Annotated in this window: 16 protein-coding genes; all 16 read right to left on the reverse strand. The window is 59.3% G+C overall.

The window, feature by feature from the left end; all coding sequences use genetic code 11:
* Window positions 1–201 (reverse strand): hypothetical protein (locus AO240_RS28780; RefSeq protein WP_218244404.1); only part of this gene is annotated, 201 nt, incomplete at its 3' end.
* Between the two features lie 567 nt (window positions 202–768).
* Window positions 769–1,218, reverse strand: a complete 450-nt coding sequence (gene fliJ / locus AO240_RS26040) for a flagellar export protein FliJ (RefSeq protein ID WP_058413192.1) — start codon at window positions 1,216–1,218, stop codon at window positions 769–771.
* A gap of 3 nt (window positions 1,219–1,221) precedes the next feature.
* Window positions 1,222–2,580, reverse strand: coding sequence for a flagellar protein export ATPase FliI (gene fliI / locus AO240_RS26045; protein WP_058413193.1), 1,359 nt, complete (start codon window positions 2,578–2,580; stop codon window positions 1,222–1,224).
* On the reverse strand, window positions 2,570–3,334 hold the full coding sequence (gene fliH, locus AO240_RS26050) for a flagellar assembly protein FliH (RefSeq protein WP_099240382.1): 765 nt from the start codon (window positions 3,332–3,334) through the stop codon (window positions 2,570–2,572). Before fliH ends, fliI begins: the two co-directional genes overlap by 11 nt.
* Window positions 3,335–3,344: 10 nt before the next feature.
* Window positions 3,345–4,364 (reverse strand): flagellar motor switch protein FliG, encoded by a 1,020-nt coding sequence (gene fliG, locus AO240_RS26055; protein ID WP_048720872.1) that lies wholly within the window; start codon window positions 4,362–4,364, stop codon window positions 3,345–3,347.
* Window positions 4,357–6,132, reverse strand: coding sequence for a flagellar basal-body MS-ring/collar protein FliF (gene fliF / locus AO240_RS26060; RefSeq protein WP_058413195.1), 1,776 nt, complete (start codon window positions 6,130–6,132; stop codon window positions 4,357–4,359). The genes fliG and fliF overlap by 8 nt, the downstream gene beginning before the upstream one ends.
* Window positions 6,133–6,148: 16 nt before the next feature.
* Window positions 6,149–6,478 (reverse strand): flagellar hook-basal body complex protein FliE, encoded by a 330-nt coding sequence (gene fliE, locus AO240_RS26065; RefSeq protein WP_099240385.1) that lies wholly within the window; start codon window positions 6,476–6,478, stop codon window positions 6,149–6,151.
* 131 nt (window positions 6,479–6,609) lie between these two features.
* Window positions 6,610–7,989, reverse strand: a complete 1,380-nt coding sequence (locus tag AO240_RS26070; RefSeq protein ID WP_099240388.1) for a sigma-54 dependent transcriptional regulator — start codon at window positions 7,987–7,989, stop codon at window positions 6,610–6,612.
* A gap of 7 nt (window positions 7,990–7,996) precedes the next feature.
* Window positions 7,997–9,208 (reverse strand): PAS domain-containing sensor histidine kinase, encoded by a 1,212-nt coding sequence (locus AO240_RS26075; protein ID WP_099240804.1) that lies wholly within the window; start codon window positions 9,206–9,208, stop codon window positions 7,997–7,999.
* Window positions 9,209–9,317: 109 nt separating this feature from the next.
* Complete coding sequence (locus AO240_RS26080; protein ID WP_058413198.1) at window positions 9,318–10,793, reverse strand: sigma-54 dependent transcriptional regulator; 1,476 nt, start codon at window positions 10,791–10,793, stop codon at window positions 9,318–9,320.
* A gap of 168 nt (window positions 10,794–10,961) precedes the next feature.
* A complete protein-coding gene (locus AO240_RS26085) occupies window positions 10,962–11,258 on the reverse strand; it encodes a flagellar protein FliT (RefSeq protein WP_058413199.1) in 297 nt (98 codons plus the stop codon).
* A gap of 29 nt (window positions 11,259–11,287) precedes the next feature.
* Window positions 11,288–11,692, reverse strand: a complete 405-nt coding sequence (gene fliS, locus AO240_RS26090; protein WP_099240390.1) for a flagellar export chaperone FliS — start codon at window positions 11,690–11,692, stop codon at window positions 11,288–11,290.
* 136 nt (window positions 11,693–11,828) lie between these two features.
* Window positions 11,829–13,232: a flagellar filament capping protein FliD gene (fliD, locus tag AO240_RS26095; protein ID WP_099240393.1), complete on the reverse strand. Its 1,404-nt coding sequence runs from the start codon at window positions 13,230–13,232 to the stop codon at window positions 11,829–11,831.
* 80 nt (window positions 13,233–13,312) lie between these two features.
* A complete protein-coding gene (locus tag AO240_RS26100; RefSeq protein WP_099240396.1) occupies window positions 13,313–13,663 on the reverse strand; it encodes a flagellar protein FlaG in 351 nt (116 codons plus the stop codon).
* A 76-nt stretch (window positions 13,664–13,739) separates the two neighbouring features.
* Complete coding sequence (locus AO240_RS26105) at window positions 13,740–15,164, reverse strand: flagellin (protein WP_099240399.1); 1,425 nt, start codon at window positions 15,162–15,164, stop codon at window positions 13,740–13,742.
* A gap of 266 nt (window positions 15,165–15,430) precedes the next feature.
* Window positions 15,431–16,360, reverse strand: a complete 930-nt coding sequence (locus AO240_RS26110; RefSeq protein WP_099240401.1) for a ketoacyl-ACP synthase III — start codon at window positions 16,358–16,360, stop codon at window positions 15,431–15,433.
* Window positions 16,361–16,485 lie beyond the last annotated feature (125 nt).

Consider the following 16,485-nt stretch of genomic DNA (forward strand, 5'->3'; position numbering starts at 1 on the left):
AGCAAGAGCACGGCGGCCTGAAAGCCGACCTGAGTGGTTGAAGCAGATCAGAAGCAGGTCAAAGGCGGGTCTTGAGTACACAGCAGATCTGCTTTTTTTTGCTTTTTGTGCTTTTTGTGCTTTTTGTGCTTTTTGTGCTTTTTGTGGGAGGGGGCTTGCTCCCGATTGCAGTGTGTCAGTTGAAAAATATTTATCTGACACACCGCCATCGGGAGCAAGCCCCCTCCCACAGTTTGACCAGATTCTGCTTGAGAGATTGGGTCGGCTTTCGGGCCTCCGGCTGAGATGATCGTTCCCACGCTCTGCGTGGTAATGCCGCTAAGGACGCTCTGCGTCCTGCTTTTTCATCCATGGAATCTCCCACATTTGACCACATTCTGCTTGGGAGATTGGGTCGGCTTTCAGGCCGCCTGCTTTTGATTGTGATCTTTGTGATCTTGATCTGAGAAGCGCCCCGTTAAACCACGATGGCCGAACGCAGATATTACGGAGCGGGTAAACCGGCAGGACGCCGGTTTAGCCGCGACGGGGCAGGGACGCCCCGGCGCGGCGGCCCGCTTCGGAATATCGGAGTGAGGGCATGCCGAGCCACAGCGAGGCACCGAGTGGTGGGGCAAGAGCGTTTTGGTTACTTTTGCGCTTTTCAAAAGTGACCCGCTGTAAGAGCGGAACCGATATAAGCCATAACCTCAATAACGGATATGCACTCAAACCCAATCGCAAACAAGCCCGCTCCCACAAAAAGCAAAAGCCGATCCGCGGCTTTGGCTAAAACTGCTCTTGGCGAGGCAAACGTTGCGACAACTCATCCAGCAGCTTTTGCTCGCGCTTGTCTTCAATCGCCCGGGCTTCGTCGATATAGCGCTGCACCAGTTTGCGCAAACCCTCGACCCGGGCGAACGCCTGTTGCCAGCCCTCACGCGCTTTATCGAGGTTGTTCTGGTGCCAGGCCAGGCTCTGGCGCTGTTGGCCGACGGCGGTTTCCAGCTGGTTGAGAAAGCCCTGGTAACCCATCAGCCACTGGCCCGACACGCCCTTGCTGCCACGGTCGATCCACTGTTGCTGGTACTCACCGCGAAAGCGCTCCAGGTCGCCGAGCTTGCTTTCCGCCAAGCGTACCTGGCCCTGAAAGTAACCCAGCCGCTGAACCGCAGCTTTCTCGGCTTTCTCGGCCATGTCCACCACCGGAGCCAAGCGCGACGCACGGGTACTGGCCATACCTTAACCGCCTGGCGCCGGGGCGAAGATCGAACCCAAGTGCGCTTCGCTTTCGCCCATGCTGATTTTATCGTTGAGCCCTTGGCGCAGATAGGTCACCAATTGCGGCTGCAAGGCAATCGCCAGGTCAGTCTCACGGTCGCCGCCTGCCACGTAGGCGCCAACGCTGATCAGGTCGCGGCTCTGTTGATAACGCGACCACAACTGCTTGAATTGCTGCGCCCGGGCCATGTGTTCCGGCGTGACCACCGCCGGCATCACCCGGCTGATCGACGCTTCGATGTCGATGGCCGGGTAGTGCCCCTCTTCAGCCAGGCGCCGCGACAGCACGATGTGCCCGTCGAGTACGCCACGCGCCGAGTCGGCAATCGGGTCTTGCTGGTCATCGCCTTCGGACAACACCGTATAAAACGCGGTGATCGAACCACCGCCCGCCTCGGCGTTACCGGCGCGCTCGACCAGCTTGGGCAGCTTGGCAAACACCGATGGCGGGTAGCCTTTGGTGGCGGGTGGCTCGCCGATGGCCAGGGCGATTTCCCGCTGGGCCTGGGCGAAACGTGTGAGCGAATCCATCAGCAACAGGACATTCTTGCCCTTGTCGCGAAAATATTCGGCAATGCGCGTGCAGTACATCGCAGCGCGCAACCGCATCAGCGGCGCATCATCGGCTGGCGAGGCCACCACCACCGAGCGTTTGAGGCCTTCTTCGCCGAGGCTGTGCTCGATGAACTCCTTGACCTCGCGGCCCCGTTCACCGATCAGCCCGACCACGATGATGTCGGCTTCGGTAAAGCGCGTCATCATGCCAAGCAACACCGATTTACCCACGCCAGTACCGGCGAACAGGCCCAGACGCTGGCCGCGGCCGACCGTCAATAATCCGTTGATGCTGCGAATACCCACGTCCAGCGGCTGGCTGATGGGGTTACGTTTAAGCGGGTTGATGGTCGGGCCGTCCATCGGCACCCAATCTTCGGCTTTCATGCTGCCCTTGCCGTCCAACGCGCGCCCGGCACCGTCCAACACGCGGCCAAGCATGCTCATGCCCATGGGCAGGCGGCCGGTGTCGGCCAACGGCACCACGCGGGCGCCGGGCGCAATGCCCGCCAGGCTGCCGACCGGCATCAGGAAAATCTTGCTGCCGGAAAAGCCCATCACTTCAGCTTCGACCTGCATCGGGTGGTAGCTGTCGTCGTTGATCACCATGCAACGGCTGCCCATCGCGGCGCGCAGCCCTTCGGCTTCGAGGGTCAGGCCAACCATGCGCAACAGGCGCCCTTCAAGGATCGGCTGGCCGGGCAACACGGTGGCCTCGGCGTAGCTGCTCAGGCGCTTGGCGAAGCTGGTGCGGTCAAGGCGCATCGGTGGCGTCCAGGTCAACGCTCAGGTCGGGTTCGGTGGGGTTAAGGGCCTGCTCGTGCTGTTGGTCGAGCAGCTTGGCCATGATCTGGGTGATGCGCGTTTCAACGGTCGCATCGATGCGGCTGTGTTCGGTCTCGACGCGGCAACCACCGGGCTGCAGCGACGCGTCTTCGACAATCCGCCAGGTTTCTTCATGGCGCTCGCGCAGGGCTTTGACCTGTTCGAAGTCCTGCGGGTTGATGTACAACCGCACATTGCCGACGCCCAGCGGCAATAGCTTGAGGGCTTCGCGCATCACGCTTTCGATTTGGCTGGAATCAAGCACCAGTTCGCGCTGAATGACCTGGCGGGTAATGTGCTCGACCAGCCCGACCATGGCTTTTTCAATGGTCGAATCCTGCTCGGCAATCGGCTCGAACAAACTGCCCATCAGGCGCTCCAGGCTGGCCAGCTTGACGCTCAACGCAACCTCGGCTTCCTGGCGGACCTTGAGCGTGGTGCTGCGAAAACCGTCTTTTTCACCCGCCGTAAAGCCTTCGTTGTAGGCCTCCTGGCGGATGCTTTCCAACTCTTCCAGGGTCAGTGGCTGGACTTCGTCCAGCGGCACTTCTTCCATTTCCGCAGGCGGCTCTTCAACCGGTTCAGGCTCGGGTTCGGGTTGGTGCGGATCGAAACTGGGCAACGACCAAACGTCGAACCCGCCGACATCCCGCGCACGAATCAGGTCGCTGGGTGCCTCATCTTTGCTCGACATGCGCAGCGCCTTAAATCATTTCTTCGCCGCCCTTCCCGCCGAGAACGATTTCTCCGGCTTCGGCCATACGGCGGGCAATCGTGAGGATTTCCTTCTGGGCGGTTTCCACGTCGCTGACACGCACCGGGCCTTTGGCCTCCAGGTCGTCGCGCAACAGTTCGGAAGCACGCTTGGACATGTTCTTGAAGATCTTCTCTTTGACGCCTTCGTCGGAGCCCTTGAGTGCGAGTACCAGCACATCCGAGGAGACTTCGCGCAGCAATGCCTGAATGCCACGGTCGTCGACATCGGAGAGGTTGTTGAACACGAACATGAGGTCTTCGATCTGGCCGGACAGCGTGTCGTCGATCTCGCGGATCGAGTCCATCAGTTGGCCTTCGACCGAGCTGTCGAGGAAGTTCATGATGTCGGCCGCGCGCTTGATACCGCCCAAGGTGGTACGCGAGGCATTCGAGTTGCCCGAGAACTGCTTCTCGAGAATCGTGTTGAGTTCTTTCAGGGCCGCTGGCTGCACGGTGTTCAGCGACGACACGCGCAGGATGATGTCGAGGCGCACTTTATGGTCGAAATGGCCAAGTACTTCGCCCGCCTGGTCAGGGTCGAGGTAGGCCACCACGATGGCCTGGATCTGCGGGTGCTCGTAGCGGATCACGTCCGCCACGGCGCGCGGCTCCATCCATTTCAGGCTGTCGAGGCCGCTGGTGTTGCCACCCAGCAGGATGCGGTCGATCAGGCCGTTGGCTTTGTCTTCGCCCAACGCAGACGTCAGCATTTTACGGATATAGCTGTCGGAGCCGACACCCAGGCTGGTCTGGTCGCCGACGATCTCGACGAACTCGCTCATCACCTGTTCGACTTGCTCGCGGTGCACATTGCGCATTTGCGCCATGGCCACACCCACTCGCTGAACCTCTTTGGGGCCCATGTGGCGCAGCACTTGTGCGGCGTCGGTTTCACCCAGGGACAGCAGCAATACTGCGGCTTTATCGACCTTGGTGAGTTTGGCAACAGCGGCTCGACTATCACTCATCTGCGTTAATCCACTCTTTCACGACCTGAGCCACACGGCCCGGGTCTTCTGCCACCAGACTTTTGATTGCGTTCAACTGAGCGTCGTAACCTTCGCTCGGGCTAGGCAACAAAATGCTTTGCGGGCCACCGAGGCTGACACGGTCGTTGGCCAATTCGCCATCCAGGCCGCCCATGCCACCCAACTCCACGTCGCTGCCTGCCAGTGCAAGCTGCTTTTTGCCGTTGCCGGTGATGTTGTTGAGCACCGGGCGCAGCACGCCGAACACCAGCACCAAAATAAACAATACACCCAAAACTTGCTTGACGATGTCCCAGAACCACGGCTGCGTGTAGAACGCCGCTTCGGCGATCACTTCACCACGCTCAGCCGAGAACGGCATGTTGATCACGCTGACGCTGTCGCCACGGCTGGCGTCAAAACCGACCGCGTCCTGCACCAGGCGCGTGAAGCGCGCCAATTCGTCGGCGGTCCATGGCGCACGGGTGACAGCACCGTCAGCGGCGTTGACCTTGACCTGGTCATCGACCACCACCGACACCGACAGGCGATTGATACGGCCCTGTTGTTGCTTGGTGTGGCTGATGGAACGGTCGAGTTCGAAGTTCTTGGTCGACTGGTTACGCTTGTCTGCCGGGTACGGCGCGAGCATCGGCTGGCCGGTGGCCGGGTCCATGATCTGCTGGCCGTTGGCATCGAGCAATGGCTGGCCGGCGGCGATAGCACCTGCGGTCGCGGCGGCGCCACCGGTGGTTTGCGGGGCGGTGGCCGGCGCTGGCGGCTGGTTGCTCAACGCACCCGGTACGCCTTGCGGGCCACTGCTGGCAGTGCGCTGTTCGCTGGTCGACTGTTCGCTGCGCAGGGCTGGCTGGTCCGGGTTGAACTGCTCGGACGTTGACTCGACGGCGCTGAAATCCACGTCGGCAGACACTTCAGCTTTGTAGCGGTCGTTGCCCAATACCGGCTGCAGAATGTTGTGCACACGTTGGGTGAGCATGCTTTCCATGCGGCGGCTGTAATCGAACTGCTTGCCGGCCTGGGTCAGTGCCGAGTTTTCGGCCATGTCCGAGAGCAGGTTGCCCTTCTGGTCGACCACGGTGATTTGCGACTTGCTCAACTCGGGAACGCTGGTGGCCACCAGGTTGATGATCGCCAACACCTGGCCAGGCTCCAACGAGCGGCCGGAGAACAGTTCGACCAACACCGAGGCACTTGGCTTGCGTTCATCACGCACGAACACCGAGCTTTTCGGAATCGCCAAGTGCACGCGGGCGCCCTTGACGTTGTTCAGGCTCGAAATAGTGCGCGCCAGTTCGCCTTCCAGGCCACGACGATAGCGCGTGGCTTCCATGAACTGGCTGGTGCCTAGCCCCTGGTCCTTGTCGAGAATTTCAAAACCGATATTGCTGTCGGACGGCGTCACGCCGGCGGCGGCGAGTTTCATCCGCGCACGTGCCACGTCGTCGGCCTTGACCAGCAACGCACCGGAGTTAGGCTCCACGGTGTAGGCGATGTCGGCGGCGGCGAGGGTTTCCATGATCTGCTTGGAATCCATGCCCGCCAGGCTGCCATACAGTGGGCGGTAATCAGGTTGCTGCGACCACAGCACCACGGCAAAACCAATCGCCACGCTGGCAGCCAGGCCGACCATAAGGCCGACCTGACGCAACATGGTCATTTCGGAAAGGTTTTCCAGGAACGACAGCCCAAACAGCGGCGGCTTGCCGTCTGCTTTGGCGGGAGGGTTATCCACGACTGCTTCTGCCATGACTTAAATCTCGTCCTTAAACCGGCATCTGCATGATGTCTTGATACGCCTGAACCAGCTTGTTACGCACTTGGGTCAGGGCTTGAAAAGAAACGCTGGCCTTTTGCGACGCGACCATCACGTCGGTGAGGTCCACGCCGCTTTTACCGATTTCAAAGGCGGTCGACAGCTGATTCGAGGCTTGCTGGGTCTCACTGACCTTATTGACGGCCTGACCGAGCATGTCGGCAAAACTGCTTTGGCCCAACGCTGGCGCTGGCGCGACGGATTTCGGTTGAGCCATGGCATCCATTTGCATGGAGCGCATATCCAACATTAACCGATTGAACTCAATACCTTGGCTCATGACCTTTTCTCTCCGACGACCTGCAATTTTTTGACACTACGCAGCGATTACTAAGGGAGGTAGCAACAAGGGTGCCAGCTCTGTAGCAACTCGTAAGAAAAGGCGACAAACCTTATCGGCGTTGTTACTGGTCAGGTTGCGAAAAGGTACGCTTCCACGTCCATTCCAGCGTCGCGCATCTGCGCCAGCTTGTAGCGCAGGGTGCGCGGGCTGATGCCCAGGCGTTCGGCGGCTTCTTTGCGGCGTCCGCGCTCTGCACGCAGGGTGTCGATGATCATCTGGAATTCTCGGCGCCGCAGATCGTCGCCCAAGGCACCGCCGGACTCGGCCTCCGTGACCACCACGGGCGCCGGCGCCAGGCTCGGCAACGGTGCAGCGCCATTGCCCATGGCCAGGCAGAAGTCTTGAGGCTGAATCAGCCCACCCTGTTGCAATATGAGCGCACGCTGGATGGCGTTATCCAGTTCGCGCACATTGCCCGGCCACGGATAGCTGATCAGGCACGCTTGAGCCTCGGCCGACAGCCGCGCCTGGGCATGCTTCATTTTTTTGACGTGGTTGTTCAGCAGGCGCTCGGCCAGCGGAATAATGTCTGCCGGGCGCTCGCGCAAGGGCCGCCAGGCCAGCGGAAACACCGAGAGCCGGTAGAACAAGTCCTCACGAAAGCGCCCCGCCGCCACTTCGCCTGCCAGGTCGCGGTTGGTGGTGGCGACCACGCGAATATCCAGCTGGATCGGCTTGCGCGCACCCACGCGCTCGACTTCGCGCTCCTGCAACACCCGCAGCAACTTGGCTTGCAGGCCCAGCGGCATTTCAGAGATTTCGTCGAGCAGGATAGTCCCGCCGTCCGCCTGTTCGAACTTGCCCGCTTGAGCCGCGATGGCGCCGGTAAACGAGCCTTTTTCGTGGCCGAACAAGGTGGCTTCCAGCATGTTGTCGGGGATCGCCGCGCAGTTAATGGCGATAAACGGTTGTTTGGCGCGGTTCGATTGCTGGTGGATATACCGCGCCAGCACTTCTTTACCGGTGCCCGACTCGCCGGAAATCAGCACAGTGGAATCGCTGCGCGCCACGCGGGCCGCCAGTTCGAGCAATTGTGCGCTGGCCTTTTCGAAGGCAATCGGGCCTTCGCCATCGGCCGCCGAAACCACGCCGAGGGCGTGCCGGGCAACCAGTTCGATCAAGGCTTTGGGTTCGAACGGTTTAACCAGGTAATCCGCCGCACCCTGGCGCATGGCGTCCACCGCCCGCTCCACGGCGCCATGCGCGGTCATCAGCAACACCGGCAGTTGCGGCTGACGCGCACGCAGCAGGCCGAGTAACTGGTGGCCATCCATGCCGGGCATGTTCACGTCACTGACGACCAGGCTGAAAGGCTCTTGCTCAACCGCTTCCAGGGCCTCCTCGGCAGAACCGACCGCGCGGTAGTCATGGCCCGCCAACAGCAGCGTGTCAGCCAATGCTTCACGCAGGGCGCGATCGTCTTCCACCAACAAAACCTTGATAGCCATGTATCTTTTACTCCGCGCTCGCCGCGCCAGAAAACAGCGGCAAGGTCATCAATGCACAGGTGCCACGCCCCAACCGGGAATGCAGTTGCAATTCTCCCTGATGCGCACGCGCCACCGCCTTGACCACGGTCAGGCCCAGGCCAGTACCGTTGGTTTTGGTGGTGAAAAACGGTTCGCCCAAGCGCCGCAGCACCGCAGGCTCGATGCCGCTGCCGCTGTCGCTGATGCACAGGCGCAGGGTGTGCTCGCGGCGGTAGACATGCACCTTGAGTCGCGCGCCGGGCCCGCTGGCCTGGGTGGCGTTTTCAATCAGGTTGAGCAACGCGCCGACCAGCGTGTCGCGGTTGCACAGCAGTTCGCCGAGGTGGCTGTCGCACTGCCAGCGCACGTTAACGTCCTGGATATGCGTGGCCGCCGCTGCTTGCAGCGCCTGCATCAGCTCAGCCGGAGTGATGCGGTCTGTCAGCGGCAATTCGCCGCGGGCAAACACCAGCATGTCACGCACCTGGTGCTCCAACTCATGCAAGCGCTCTTTGAGGCGACCGGCAAAGCGCTGGTGCGTTGCCGCCGGCAATTGCTCGTCAGTCAAATGACTGGCGTAAATCAATGCCGCCGACAACGGCGTACGAATCTGATGCGCCAAAGAAGCGACCATCCGGCCTAACGACGACAAGCGTTCATGCCGCGCCAATTGGTCTTGCAGGTGGCGGGTTTCCGTCAGGTCGTTGAGCAGCACCAGTTGGCCGGGCTCGGCGTCGAGGGAACGGGTGGCGATCGACAGACGGCGGCCGTCCTTGAGCGAGATCTCGTGCCCGTCGTCCTCGCGCGGCGCAAAGCAACGCGTGATCACGTGGCGCCACAGCTGACCTTCAAGCGGCTCGCCGAGCAAGTCGCGGGCGGCCGGGTTGGCTTCGCGAACCCGGCCCATTTCATCAATCACAATGACGCCACCGGGCAACAGGTCGAGCAGGTTTTGTAGACGGTTGGCCAGGCGCTCTTTCTCGGCCAGCTCTTGCATGCGCTGCGCACTGACCACCGCCAGCTCGCCTTTAAGCTCGCAAACCCGGGCTTCAAGCAAGCTGTAGGAGTCAGTCAGTTGGCTGGAGATTTGGTTGAACTGCGAGAACGCCTGCTCAAGGCCATGCGGGCTGAGCTGCTCTACAGTCGGAACAGGCCCCAAAATATCAGGGGCCGAAGATAGATGGGCGGCGTGGGGCATCATGCTTCTCGCTTGGCTGACCGTCAGTTAAACGGAACGTTACGAGGGCTGTAGCAATACCCGTGCCTAAAAAAAACGGCTTATATTTCAGTCAGTTGAAAAACAGGCGTCAATCATCCGCCTGTTCATCACCTTCGCGACGGCTCATACCGTACTTGCGCATCTTCTCAACCAGCGTGGTTCGACGGATGCGCAGGCGCTCGGCGGCACGCGCAACGATACCGTTGGCATCGTCCAGCGCCTGCTGAATCAGGCCTTGTTCGAGGCTACCGAGGTAGTCTTTCAAGTCCAGGCCTTCGGGCGGCAGCATGGCGGTTGAACCAAAGTCCGGCGTATTGCCGTTAATCGCCACGCGCTCTTCCAGGTCACTGCGCAGGCTGTCGACCAATTGCTCGTCTTCGTCGTCGACGTAGCGGAATTTCTTCGGCAACTCGACCACGCCGATCACCCCGTACGGGTGCATGATCGCCATGCGCTCCACCAGGTTGGCCAGTTCTCGCACGTTGCCCGGCCAGCCGTGACGGCACAGGGACATGATGGCGGCGGAGTTGAAGCGAATAGAACCGCGCTTTTCGTGTTCCATGCGCGAAATCAATTCGTTCATCAGCAATGGGATGTCTTCGACGCGCTCACGCAGCGGGGCCATCTCGATAGGGAATACGTTGAGGCGGTAGTACAAGTCTTCGCGGAAGCTGCCCACCTCGATCATGCTTTCGAGGTTCTTGTGCGTGGCCGCGATGATGCGCACGTCGACGCTCTGGGTCTTGTTGCTGCCCACGCGCTCAAACGTGCGTTCCTGCAACACGCGCAGTAATTTGACCTGCATCGGCAGCGGCATGTCGCCGATTTCGTCGAGGAACAGCGTGCCGCCGTTGGCCAGCTCAAAACGCCCGGCACGGCTGGTGATCGCGCCGGTAAAGGCGCCCTTCTCGTGGCCGAACAGTTCACTTTCGAGCAGCTCTGCCGGGATCGCCCCGCAGTTGACCGGCACAAACGGCCCGTCGCGACGCTTGGAGTGATAATGCAGGTTGCGCGCGACCACTTCCTTGCCGGTGCCGGATTCGCCGAGGATCAGCACGCTGGCGTCGGTATCGGCCACTTGCTGCATCATCTGACGCACGTGCTGGATCGCACGGCTGGTGCCGACGAGGCTGCGGAACAAATTGGGTTCGCGGTGGCGGCCACGCTCACGGGCCTGGTCGTACATCTCGCGGTACACCTGGGCACGGTGCAGGGAGTCGAGCAATTTGCTGTAGCTGGGCGGCATTTCCAGGGTGGAAAGCACACGACGGCGCTGGTCTTCCGGCAGGTCGACAGAAGAAATATCGCCCATTAGCAACACGGGAAGGAACTCATCCCAGGTTGACAGTGTCTTTAACAAGCCCAAAACGGCGCCAGGAGCGTTTACCGTCCCGATCAGTACACAAATGACTTCACGGCTCGATGACAACGAGCTGACAGCCTGCTGCCAGTCCTGACTGCCGCAGGGCAAATTTTCTTCGCCAAGAAAATTCAAAATCACCGCTAAATCACGGCGGCGGACGCTATCGTCATCGATCAGCAGAATTTTGGTTTCACGCCACATGCAATAGCAACTTCCCTAGTAAAACTTCCTGCCCGGTGTCAGGGCAATCGAGACGGCTGTAGGACTTCTTACTCTATAGACGCCTGAAATCTGAAAACAACACTAGTTAAGTCAAAAACGCTGGCATAGTCAAATATATGACGCGCCGATCGGTTTAACCGTGCCCGTTCAGCCGAACAGATGGTAAACCTTTGACGCACTTTTCGCTTGGTTGATCTGCGACATCTCTTCGAAAATCGCCTGGCGCTCGCCCGTCGTCACTTCCAGCAGTTGCTGATACACCGCCAGCAAACTTTCCAGCTTCTCGCGCAGCGCACCCTCGTCTACCGGCGCTTCGCTGAGCACGTCTTCGATCACGTTGCGGCAGCCCAGGTCCAGTTCGCCGATAGCGTCCCAGTTGCGTTGCGCAAGCGCGCCAATCAGCGCTTCACGGGTTTCATCAATGCGTTGCAGTGCGTGGCTCATGACGGGTTCCTCAAGGCCTGCGGCCTTTATTATTGTGCGGCGCCTTGGGGGGTAGCGATAGCATCCCAACCTTGTTTAACGGTAATCATCAAACGCGCGACTTCGTCGATCATGTCGGCATCGTTGTGCAGATTAGCTTCCATCAAGCGGTTGGTCATGTACACGTAGAGGTTTTCCAGCTGGTGCACATACGCCTTATCGTCGCTTTTTTCGGCGTTGAGACCGTCGCGCAGGCCGATCACGATGTCGGTGGCCTTGCCCAGCATCAAACCTTTTTGCGCGATGTCACCACGCGCCAGTGCACCTTTGGCCTGAGCCATGCGGTCCAGCCCACCTTCCATCAGCATCTGCACCAGCCGATGCGGGCTGGCCTCAGAGATCTGGGCGTGGGAATTGACCTTTTGGTACTGGCGAAGGGCTCTCATGGCGTTCATATTTCTACCTCGTGACCGGCGACAACGTAAAAGATTCTAGTAACCTTTATGTCGACGGTATCGCACAAAACTTTAATGGTTTGAACCTCAAAAAAAAGCCCAGGCCAAAGGCCCGGGCTTTTTCACACGCGCTCAATCAGCTGTTTTTGTCATTGTTCAAGGCGTTGAGGGTGCCAAGAATGTTATTGCTCTGTTGACGCAGGCTCGCCACCAGGGAGTCCATCGAAGCGTACTTGCTGGTCAAACTGGTCTGCAATGCCGCGCTGCGTTCGTCCAGTGCAGACTGCTGCTTGCTCAGGTCTGTGAGGCTTTCAGCCAGCGACGCCGAACGGGTCGCAAAAATGCCGGTACTGGGCTTGGCATAGTCATCCGTTGCTGCCGTCATGCGCGCCAACAAACCGGTCTTGCCACTGAAAATACTGTTGATGTCAGCGGCATTGGTCAGAACCGCAGCGCCCCACTTCTTATCGTCGATGGTCAGCAAGCCTGTGCTCTGGTCAGTGCTGATGCCAAATTGCGCCAGCGACTTCAGCGTACCGCTGCCGGACAACGCATTAAACTCATTGCGCAGGGCCGACTGCAACGTGCGCAGGGTCGGATCACCGGTCAGCGTCGCGGCTACGGAGTTACCCGTGGCATCCTTGGTCACAGCGGTTTCGGTGTTCATCGCCTTGAGCAGAGCGTTGTAGGTATCGACAAAACCCTTGACCCCAGACTTCAGGGCGGTGGTACTGGTGCTCACGGAAATGTTCACGGCGGTTCGCGTCGGGGCACTCGAATCGGTAGGCGCAGGCGTGATCAAAGGCGACACCGTCAACAACTTGATGCTGATGCCACTCACCGCATCGGCGATGTTGTTCGTCTTCGACTCAGCAGCAATCCCGTCAATCGTGTACTTGGCGTTCTGCGGCGGGCTGACCACCGTATAGCCTGTATCAATCCCGGAGTTGCCCGACATTGTGATGTCCGAACCCACACCACCGTTTGTCGAGGTGAGGATCAGCCGCGAACCGCTGGAGTCGGTCAGGATGTTGGCACTGAGCCCGGCGGTGGAGTACTGCGAGTTGATCGAGTCACGTACCTGCTGCAGCGTCGCGCCAGGCGGTACGCTCAGGTCGTACTTCTTGCCAGACTGGCTCATGGTCAGCGTGGTTGCTGTAGTCGTTTTGTTGACAACCGTGGTCTGGCCAGCCGCAAAACTGACAGTCGACAGCTTGGAGGGCGTCGCCAACTGATTGACCACCAGCGAGAACGAGCCGTTGGACGCACCGGCACCGGCCGTCATGGTTGCCACGGCCTCATTGGACGAGGTGCCGGTCAAGCCACTGAAGCTATTGTCGGTACCCATCGTGGTAAGGGCACCGCGAAACGCGTCCAATGCCGCCTGAATTTTGCCGATCGACGACAGCGTGGTGGTCGCTTTTTGCGACTGACTGTTGATTTGCAGCTGCTTGGGCGCTTTATCAGCATTCACCAAGGAATTCACAATCGACACGGTATCGATACCCGAACCCACACCGGTAACGGTTGTACCCGCCATCATCTTTCTCCTTATCAGGCGCTGCCGTTATCTTGACGAACACCCGTTCAAGACAAATCAGCAACACGTTTCATGCCAACTCAGGCCTGTTCGTCAAACAACATATGACTGGCGCTCGCCAGGTTCTGTGCCAACTTCAGGGCCGTCTCTGAGGGGATCTGGCGAATAACTTCACCGCTGTCAGTGGCAATCACTTTGACGACCACCTGATGGGTGGAGTCATCAATCGAAAAATCCAGCTGACGCTGGTTCGCTTGTACGAATTCTCGCATGTCGGTGACCGCTTTTTCCAGATCCGCCCGTGCAGGCTCTCCCTGGGAAGGCTTGGCCGCCTCGACTTTGCTTTTGTCTTTATCAGCAACCACCGGGGCAGCTGCGCTTTGAGGGGCAACCGGCGGATAAGACTGGTTCAGCTTTACACTCATGTCCATGTCCAATCTCCTCTACAACCGAAAAGACGAAAAGGGCACGTAAACGCGCCCTTCCGTCCGTTACTCAGCGCCGTTGTTACTGAAGCAGCTTCAGTACAGCGGATGGCAGTTGGTTGGCTTGCGACAGGATCGCAGTAGAAGCCGACTGCAGGGTTTGTTGCTTGGTCAGCTCAGCTGTTGCAGCAGCGAAGTCAGTGTCCATGATGGTCGAACGTGCAGCGGTGGAGTTCTTCTGAATGTTGGTCAGGTTGTCTACAGTAGTTGCCAGACGGTTCTGCACAGCACCCAGGCCCGAACGGCTGCTGTCGATGCCGCTGATAGCGCCGTCGATTACCGCGATAGCGGCCTGTGCGTTGAAGGCACTGGTCACGTCGGTCGAAGCAACGGTGGTCTTGGCCGAAGCAATGGTAGTTACACCAGTGCCAGCGAACAGGCCAGTTACGCCGGCGCCGTTCAACGAGTAGCCTTTGGAGGAATCCAGGCTGACTGCGCCGGTGGCGATCAGGCCGTCGGCCACAGCAACAGCAGTACCGTAAGCGCCCTTGCCATCTTTGGTCGCAACAGTGATCGAGCCAGCATCGGTCGAAGCGCTGAAACCAATGTTCTCACCCGTATCGGACTTAACCGACAGAGTGCCTTTGGATTCGTCGAAGTTAACGCTGATGCCGAGCTTGGCGGCGTTGGACTTCAACTGGTCAGCCAGGTTGGCAGTGTTGGTTACGCCGGTGAACGTGGTGGCTTGGCCACCAATGGTCATGGTGAACGAAGCCGGGGTAGTCGCCGCGGCAGCGCCGACGGTGAACTGAGCTTCAGTGCTGGCGGTAGCCGACAGGCCACCTACAGCGCCGGTCAGTTGGCTGGCGATGGTTTTGGCCGAAGCGCCTGCTGCTACAGTGATGCTGGCAGACTGGCCGTTGCCGGTCACGCCGATCACGCCGCCCGCAACACCGGTGGTGCTAGGTGCAACACCAACGCTTTTGATCTGCTGCGAACCAATGTTGTTGGCTGCAACGTTGTCCAGGCTCAGGTTGATGGTTTCGTTGGCGTTAGCGCCGACCTGAATGGCTTTGGTACCGTACGAACCGTCGAGCAGCTTTTGGCCGCCGAAGGTGGTGGTCTGGGAGATACGGGTCAGTTCCGAAGTCAGCGCCTGGTATTCGTCATTGTTCGAAGTACGGTCGGCGTCGCTCAAGGAACCGGTGGCCGAAGACAGGGCCAGGGTACGCATTTTTTGCAGAATGTCGGTCGAAGCCTGCATTGCGCCTTCAGCGGTTTGCGCAATGGAGGTACCATTGTTGGCGTTCTTGATCGCTTGGCCCAGGCCGTTGACTTGGCTGGTGATACGGTCGCCTTGTTGCAGAGCCGACGCGCCGTCTTTGGCACTGTTGATCTGCACGCCAGTGGACAGACTCTGCATGGAGGTTTGCAGGGAGCTGGCAGCTTTGTTCAGGGCAACCTGGGTAGTGATGGAAGCAATGTTGGTGTTTACTGTTAAAGCCATGACGAAATCCTCGTGGGTTGTGTACTGCGGCTTCCGGCCCTGGCAACCGCCGGGTGTGGCCTGAGAACCTTCGTAATAGTTATCGTCGTGAAAGCAGGTTGCTTGAGGGTTTTTTTGATTTTTTTTACTAGCAACAGGCCATCCCTTGTAATTCAAGGCCTTGCAACACCGCAAAACCGCGCAACGCCTGGTTTTTCTGACGCCAAATAAAAAACGCCCATGGCCTTTCGGCCATGGGCGTTTTTTTGTAGAGCGTGTTTAAGGCATCACGGGCGGTGGAGGATCGCCGAGCCCCAGGACAAACCCACCCCGAAACCACTGATCGCTACGCGCTTCCACGTAGAGTCGAGCATGTGCTTTTCCAGCAGCAGCGGAATGCTCGATGACACGGTATTACCGGTTTCGACCATGTCCTTGATGAACTTGTCTACGGGCGCGTCTTCGAACCGGCGGGCCACCGCGTCGACAATCGCGGCACTGCCTTGGTGAATGCAGAATGCGTCGATGTCGTCCGCCTTAAGCTGCGATTCGTTGAGCAGCTCGTGTAAATGCGCCGGCACCTTGAGCAAGGCGAAGTTGAACACTTGGCGGCCGTTCATGAAAAACACACCGTCACTGACCTTCAGGTGCGGCGCGCCGGAACCGTCAGTGCCGAACTTCGACTTGCCGAGCAACCATGGCGCATCTTCGCCCATCCAGGTGGCCGTGGCGGCGTCGCCAAAAAGCATGGTGGTGTTGCGATCTTCCGGGTCGACGATCTTCGAATACGGGTCGGCGGTGACCAACAGGCCGTTTTTCAGGCCGGTGGCTTCCATGAAGCCCTTCATCGCGTAAATACCGTAGACGTAGCCCGAGCAGCCCAAAGAAATATCGAAGGCCGCTACGTGAGTCGGCAGGCCGAGCTTGTCCTGGACGATGGCTGCGGTATGCGGCAACCCTTCTTCGTCGCCGTTTTGGGTGACCACGATCAACGCGTCAATCGACTCGCGCTTAAGCTGCGGGTTGTTGGCGAACAAGGCATTCACCGCCTCCACGCAGAGATCGGAGGTTTCCTGCGTGGCATCCTTGCGCGGCAGGAACGCCGAACCGATCTTGCCAATGATGAAATCTTCATCCTTGGCGAATTTGGCACCCTGGGCGTAGTTATCGATCCCGTCTGCCGGCACGTAACTGGCGATGCTTTTTATGCCAATCATTGTGGCTTCCCAATACTAAATAGCTGGAGAACACCCCGCGATGCATATCGGGGGTGCTGACAATAAAGGGGATAACCCCGCAAAAACCCGTCGAAAACCGCCTTTCTAGCCTGACGGCAGGCCGC

It is taken from the genome of Pseudomonas sp. ICMP 460, from assembly GCF_002723595.1.
In the GTDB taxonomy this organism is placed as follows: Bacteria; Pseudomonadota; Gammaproteobacteria; order Pseudomonadales; family Pseudomonadaceae; genus Aquipseudomonas; species Aquipseudomonas kitaguniensis.

Coding starts and splice junctions, on each gene's coding strand:
- AO240_RS26100 (WP_099240396.1), bottom strand. CDS start 13,663: ATGGACATGAGTGTAAAGCTGAACCAGTCTTATCCGCCGGTTGCCCCT.
- fliF (WP_058413195.1), bottom strand. CDS start 6,132: ATGGCAGAAGCAGTCGTGGATAACCCTCCCGCCAAAGCAGACGGCAAG.
- fliD (WP_099240393.1), bottom strand. CDS start 13,232: ATGGCGGGTACAACCGTTACCGGTGTGGGTTCGGGTATCGATACCGTG.
- fliH (WP_099240382.1), bottom strand. CDS start 3,334: ATGTCGAGCAAAGATGAGGCACCCAGCGACCTGATTCGTGCGCGGGAT.
- fliE (WP_099240385.1), bottom strand. CDS start 6,478: ATGAGCCAAGGTATTGAGTTCAATCGGTTAATGTTGGATATGCGCTCC.
- AO240_RS26075 (WP_099240804.1), bottom strand. CDS start 9,208: ATGCCCCACGCCGCCCATCTATCTTCGGCCCCTGATATTTTGGGGCCT.
- AO240_RS26085 (WP_058413199.1), bottom strand. CDS start 11,258: ATGAGCCACGCACTGCAACGCATTGATGAAACCCGTGAAGCGCTGATT.
- fliI (WP_058413193.1), bottom strand. CDS start 2,580: ATGCGCCTTGACCGCACCAGCTTCGCCAAGCGCCTGAGCAGCTACGCC.
- fliS (WP_099240390.1), bottom strand. CDS start 11,692: ATGAACGCCATGAGAGCCCTTCGCCAGTACCAAAAGGTCAATTCCCAC.
- AO240_RS26110 (WP_099240401.1), bottom strand. CDS start 16,360: ATGATTGGCATAAAAAGCATCGCCAGTTACGTGCCGGCAGACGGGATC.
- fliJ (WP_058413192.1), bottom strand. CDS start 1,218: ATGGCCAGTACCCGTGCGTCGCGCTTGGCTCCGGTGGTGGACATGGCC.
- fliG (WP_048720872.1), bottom strand. CDS start 4,364: ATGAGTGATAGTCGAGCCGCTGTTGCCAAACTCACCAAGGTCGATAAA.
- AO240_RS26080 (WP_058413198.1), bottom strand. CDS start 10,793: ATGTGGCGTGAAACCAAAATTCTGCTGATCGATGACGATAGCGTCCGC.
- AO240_RS26070 (WP_099240388.1), bottom strand. CDS start 7,989: ATGGCTATCAAGGTTTTGTTGGTGGAAGACGATCGCGCCCTGCGTGAA.
- AO240_RS26105 (WP_099240399.1), bottom strand. CDS start 15,164: ATGGCTTTAACAGTAAACACCAACATTGCTTCCATCACTACCCAGGTT.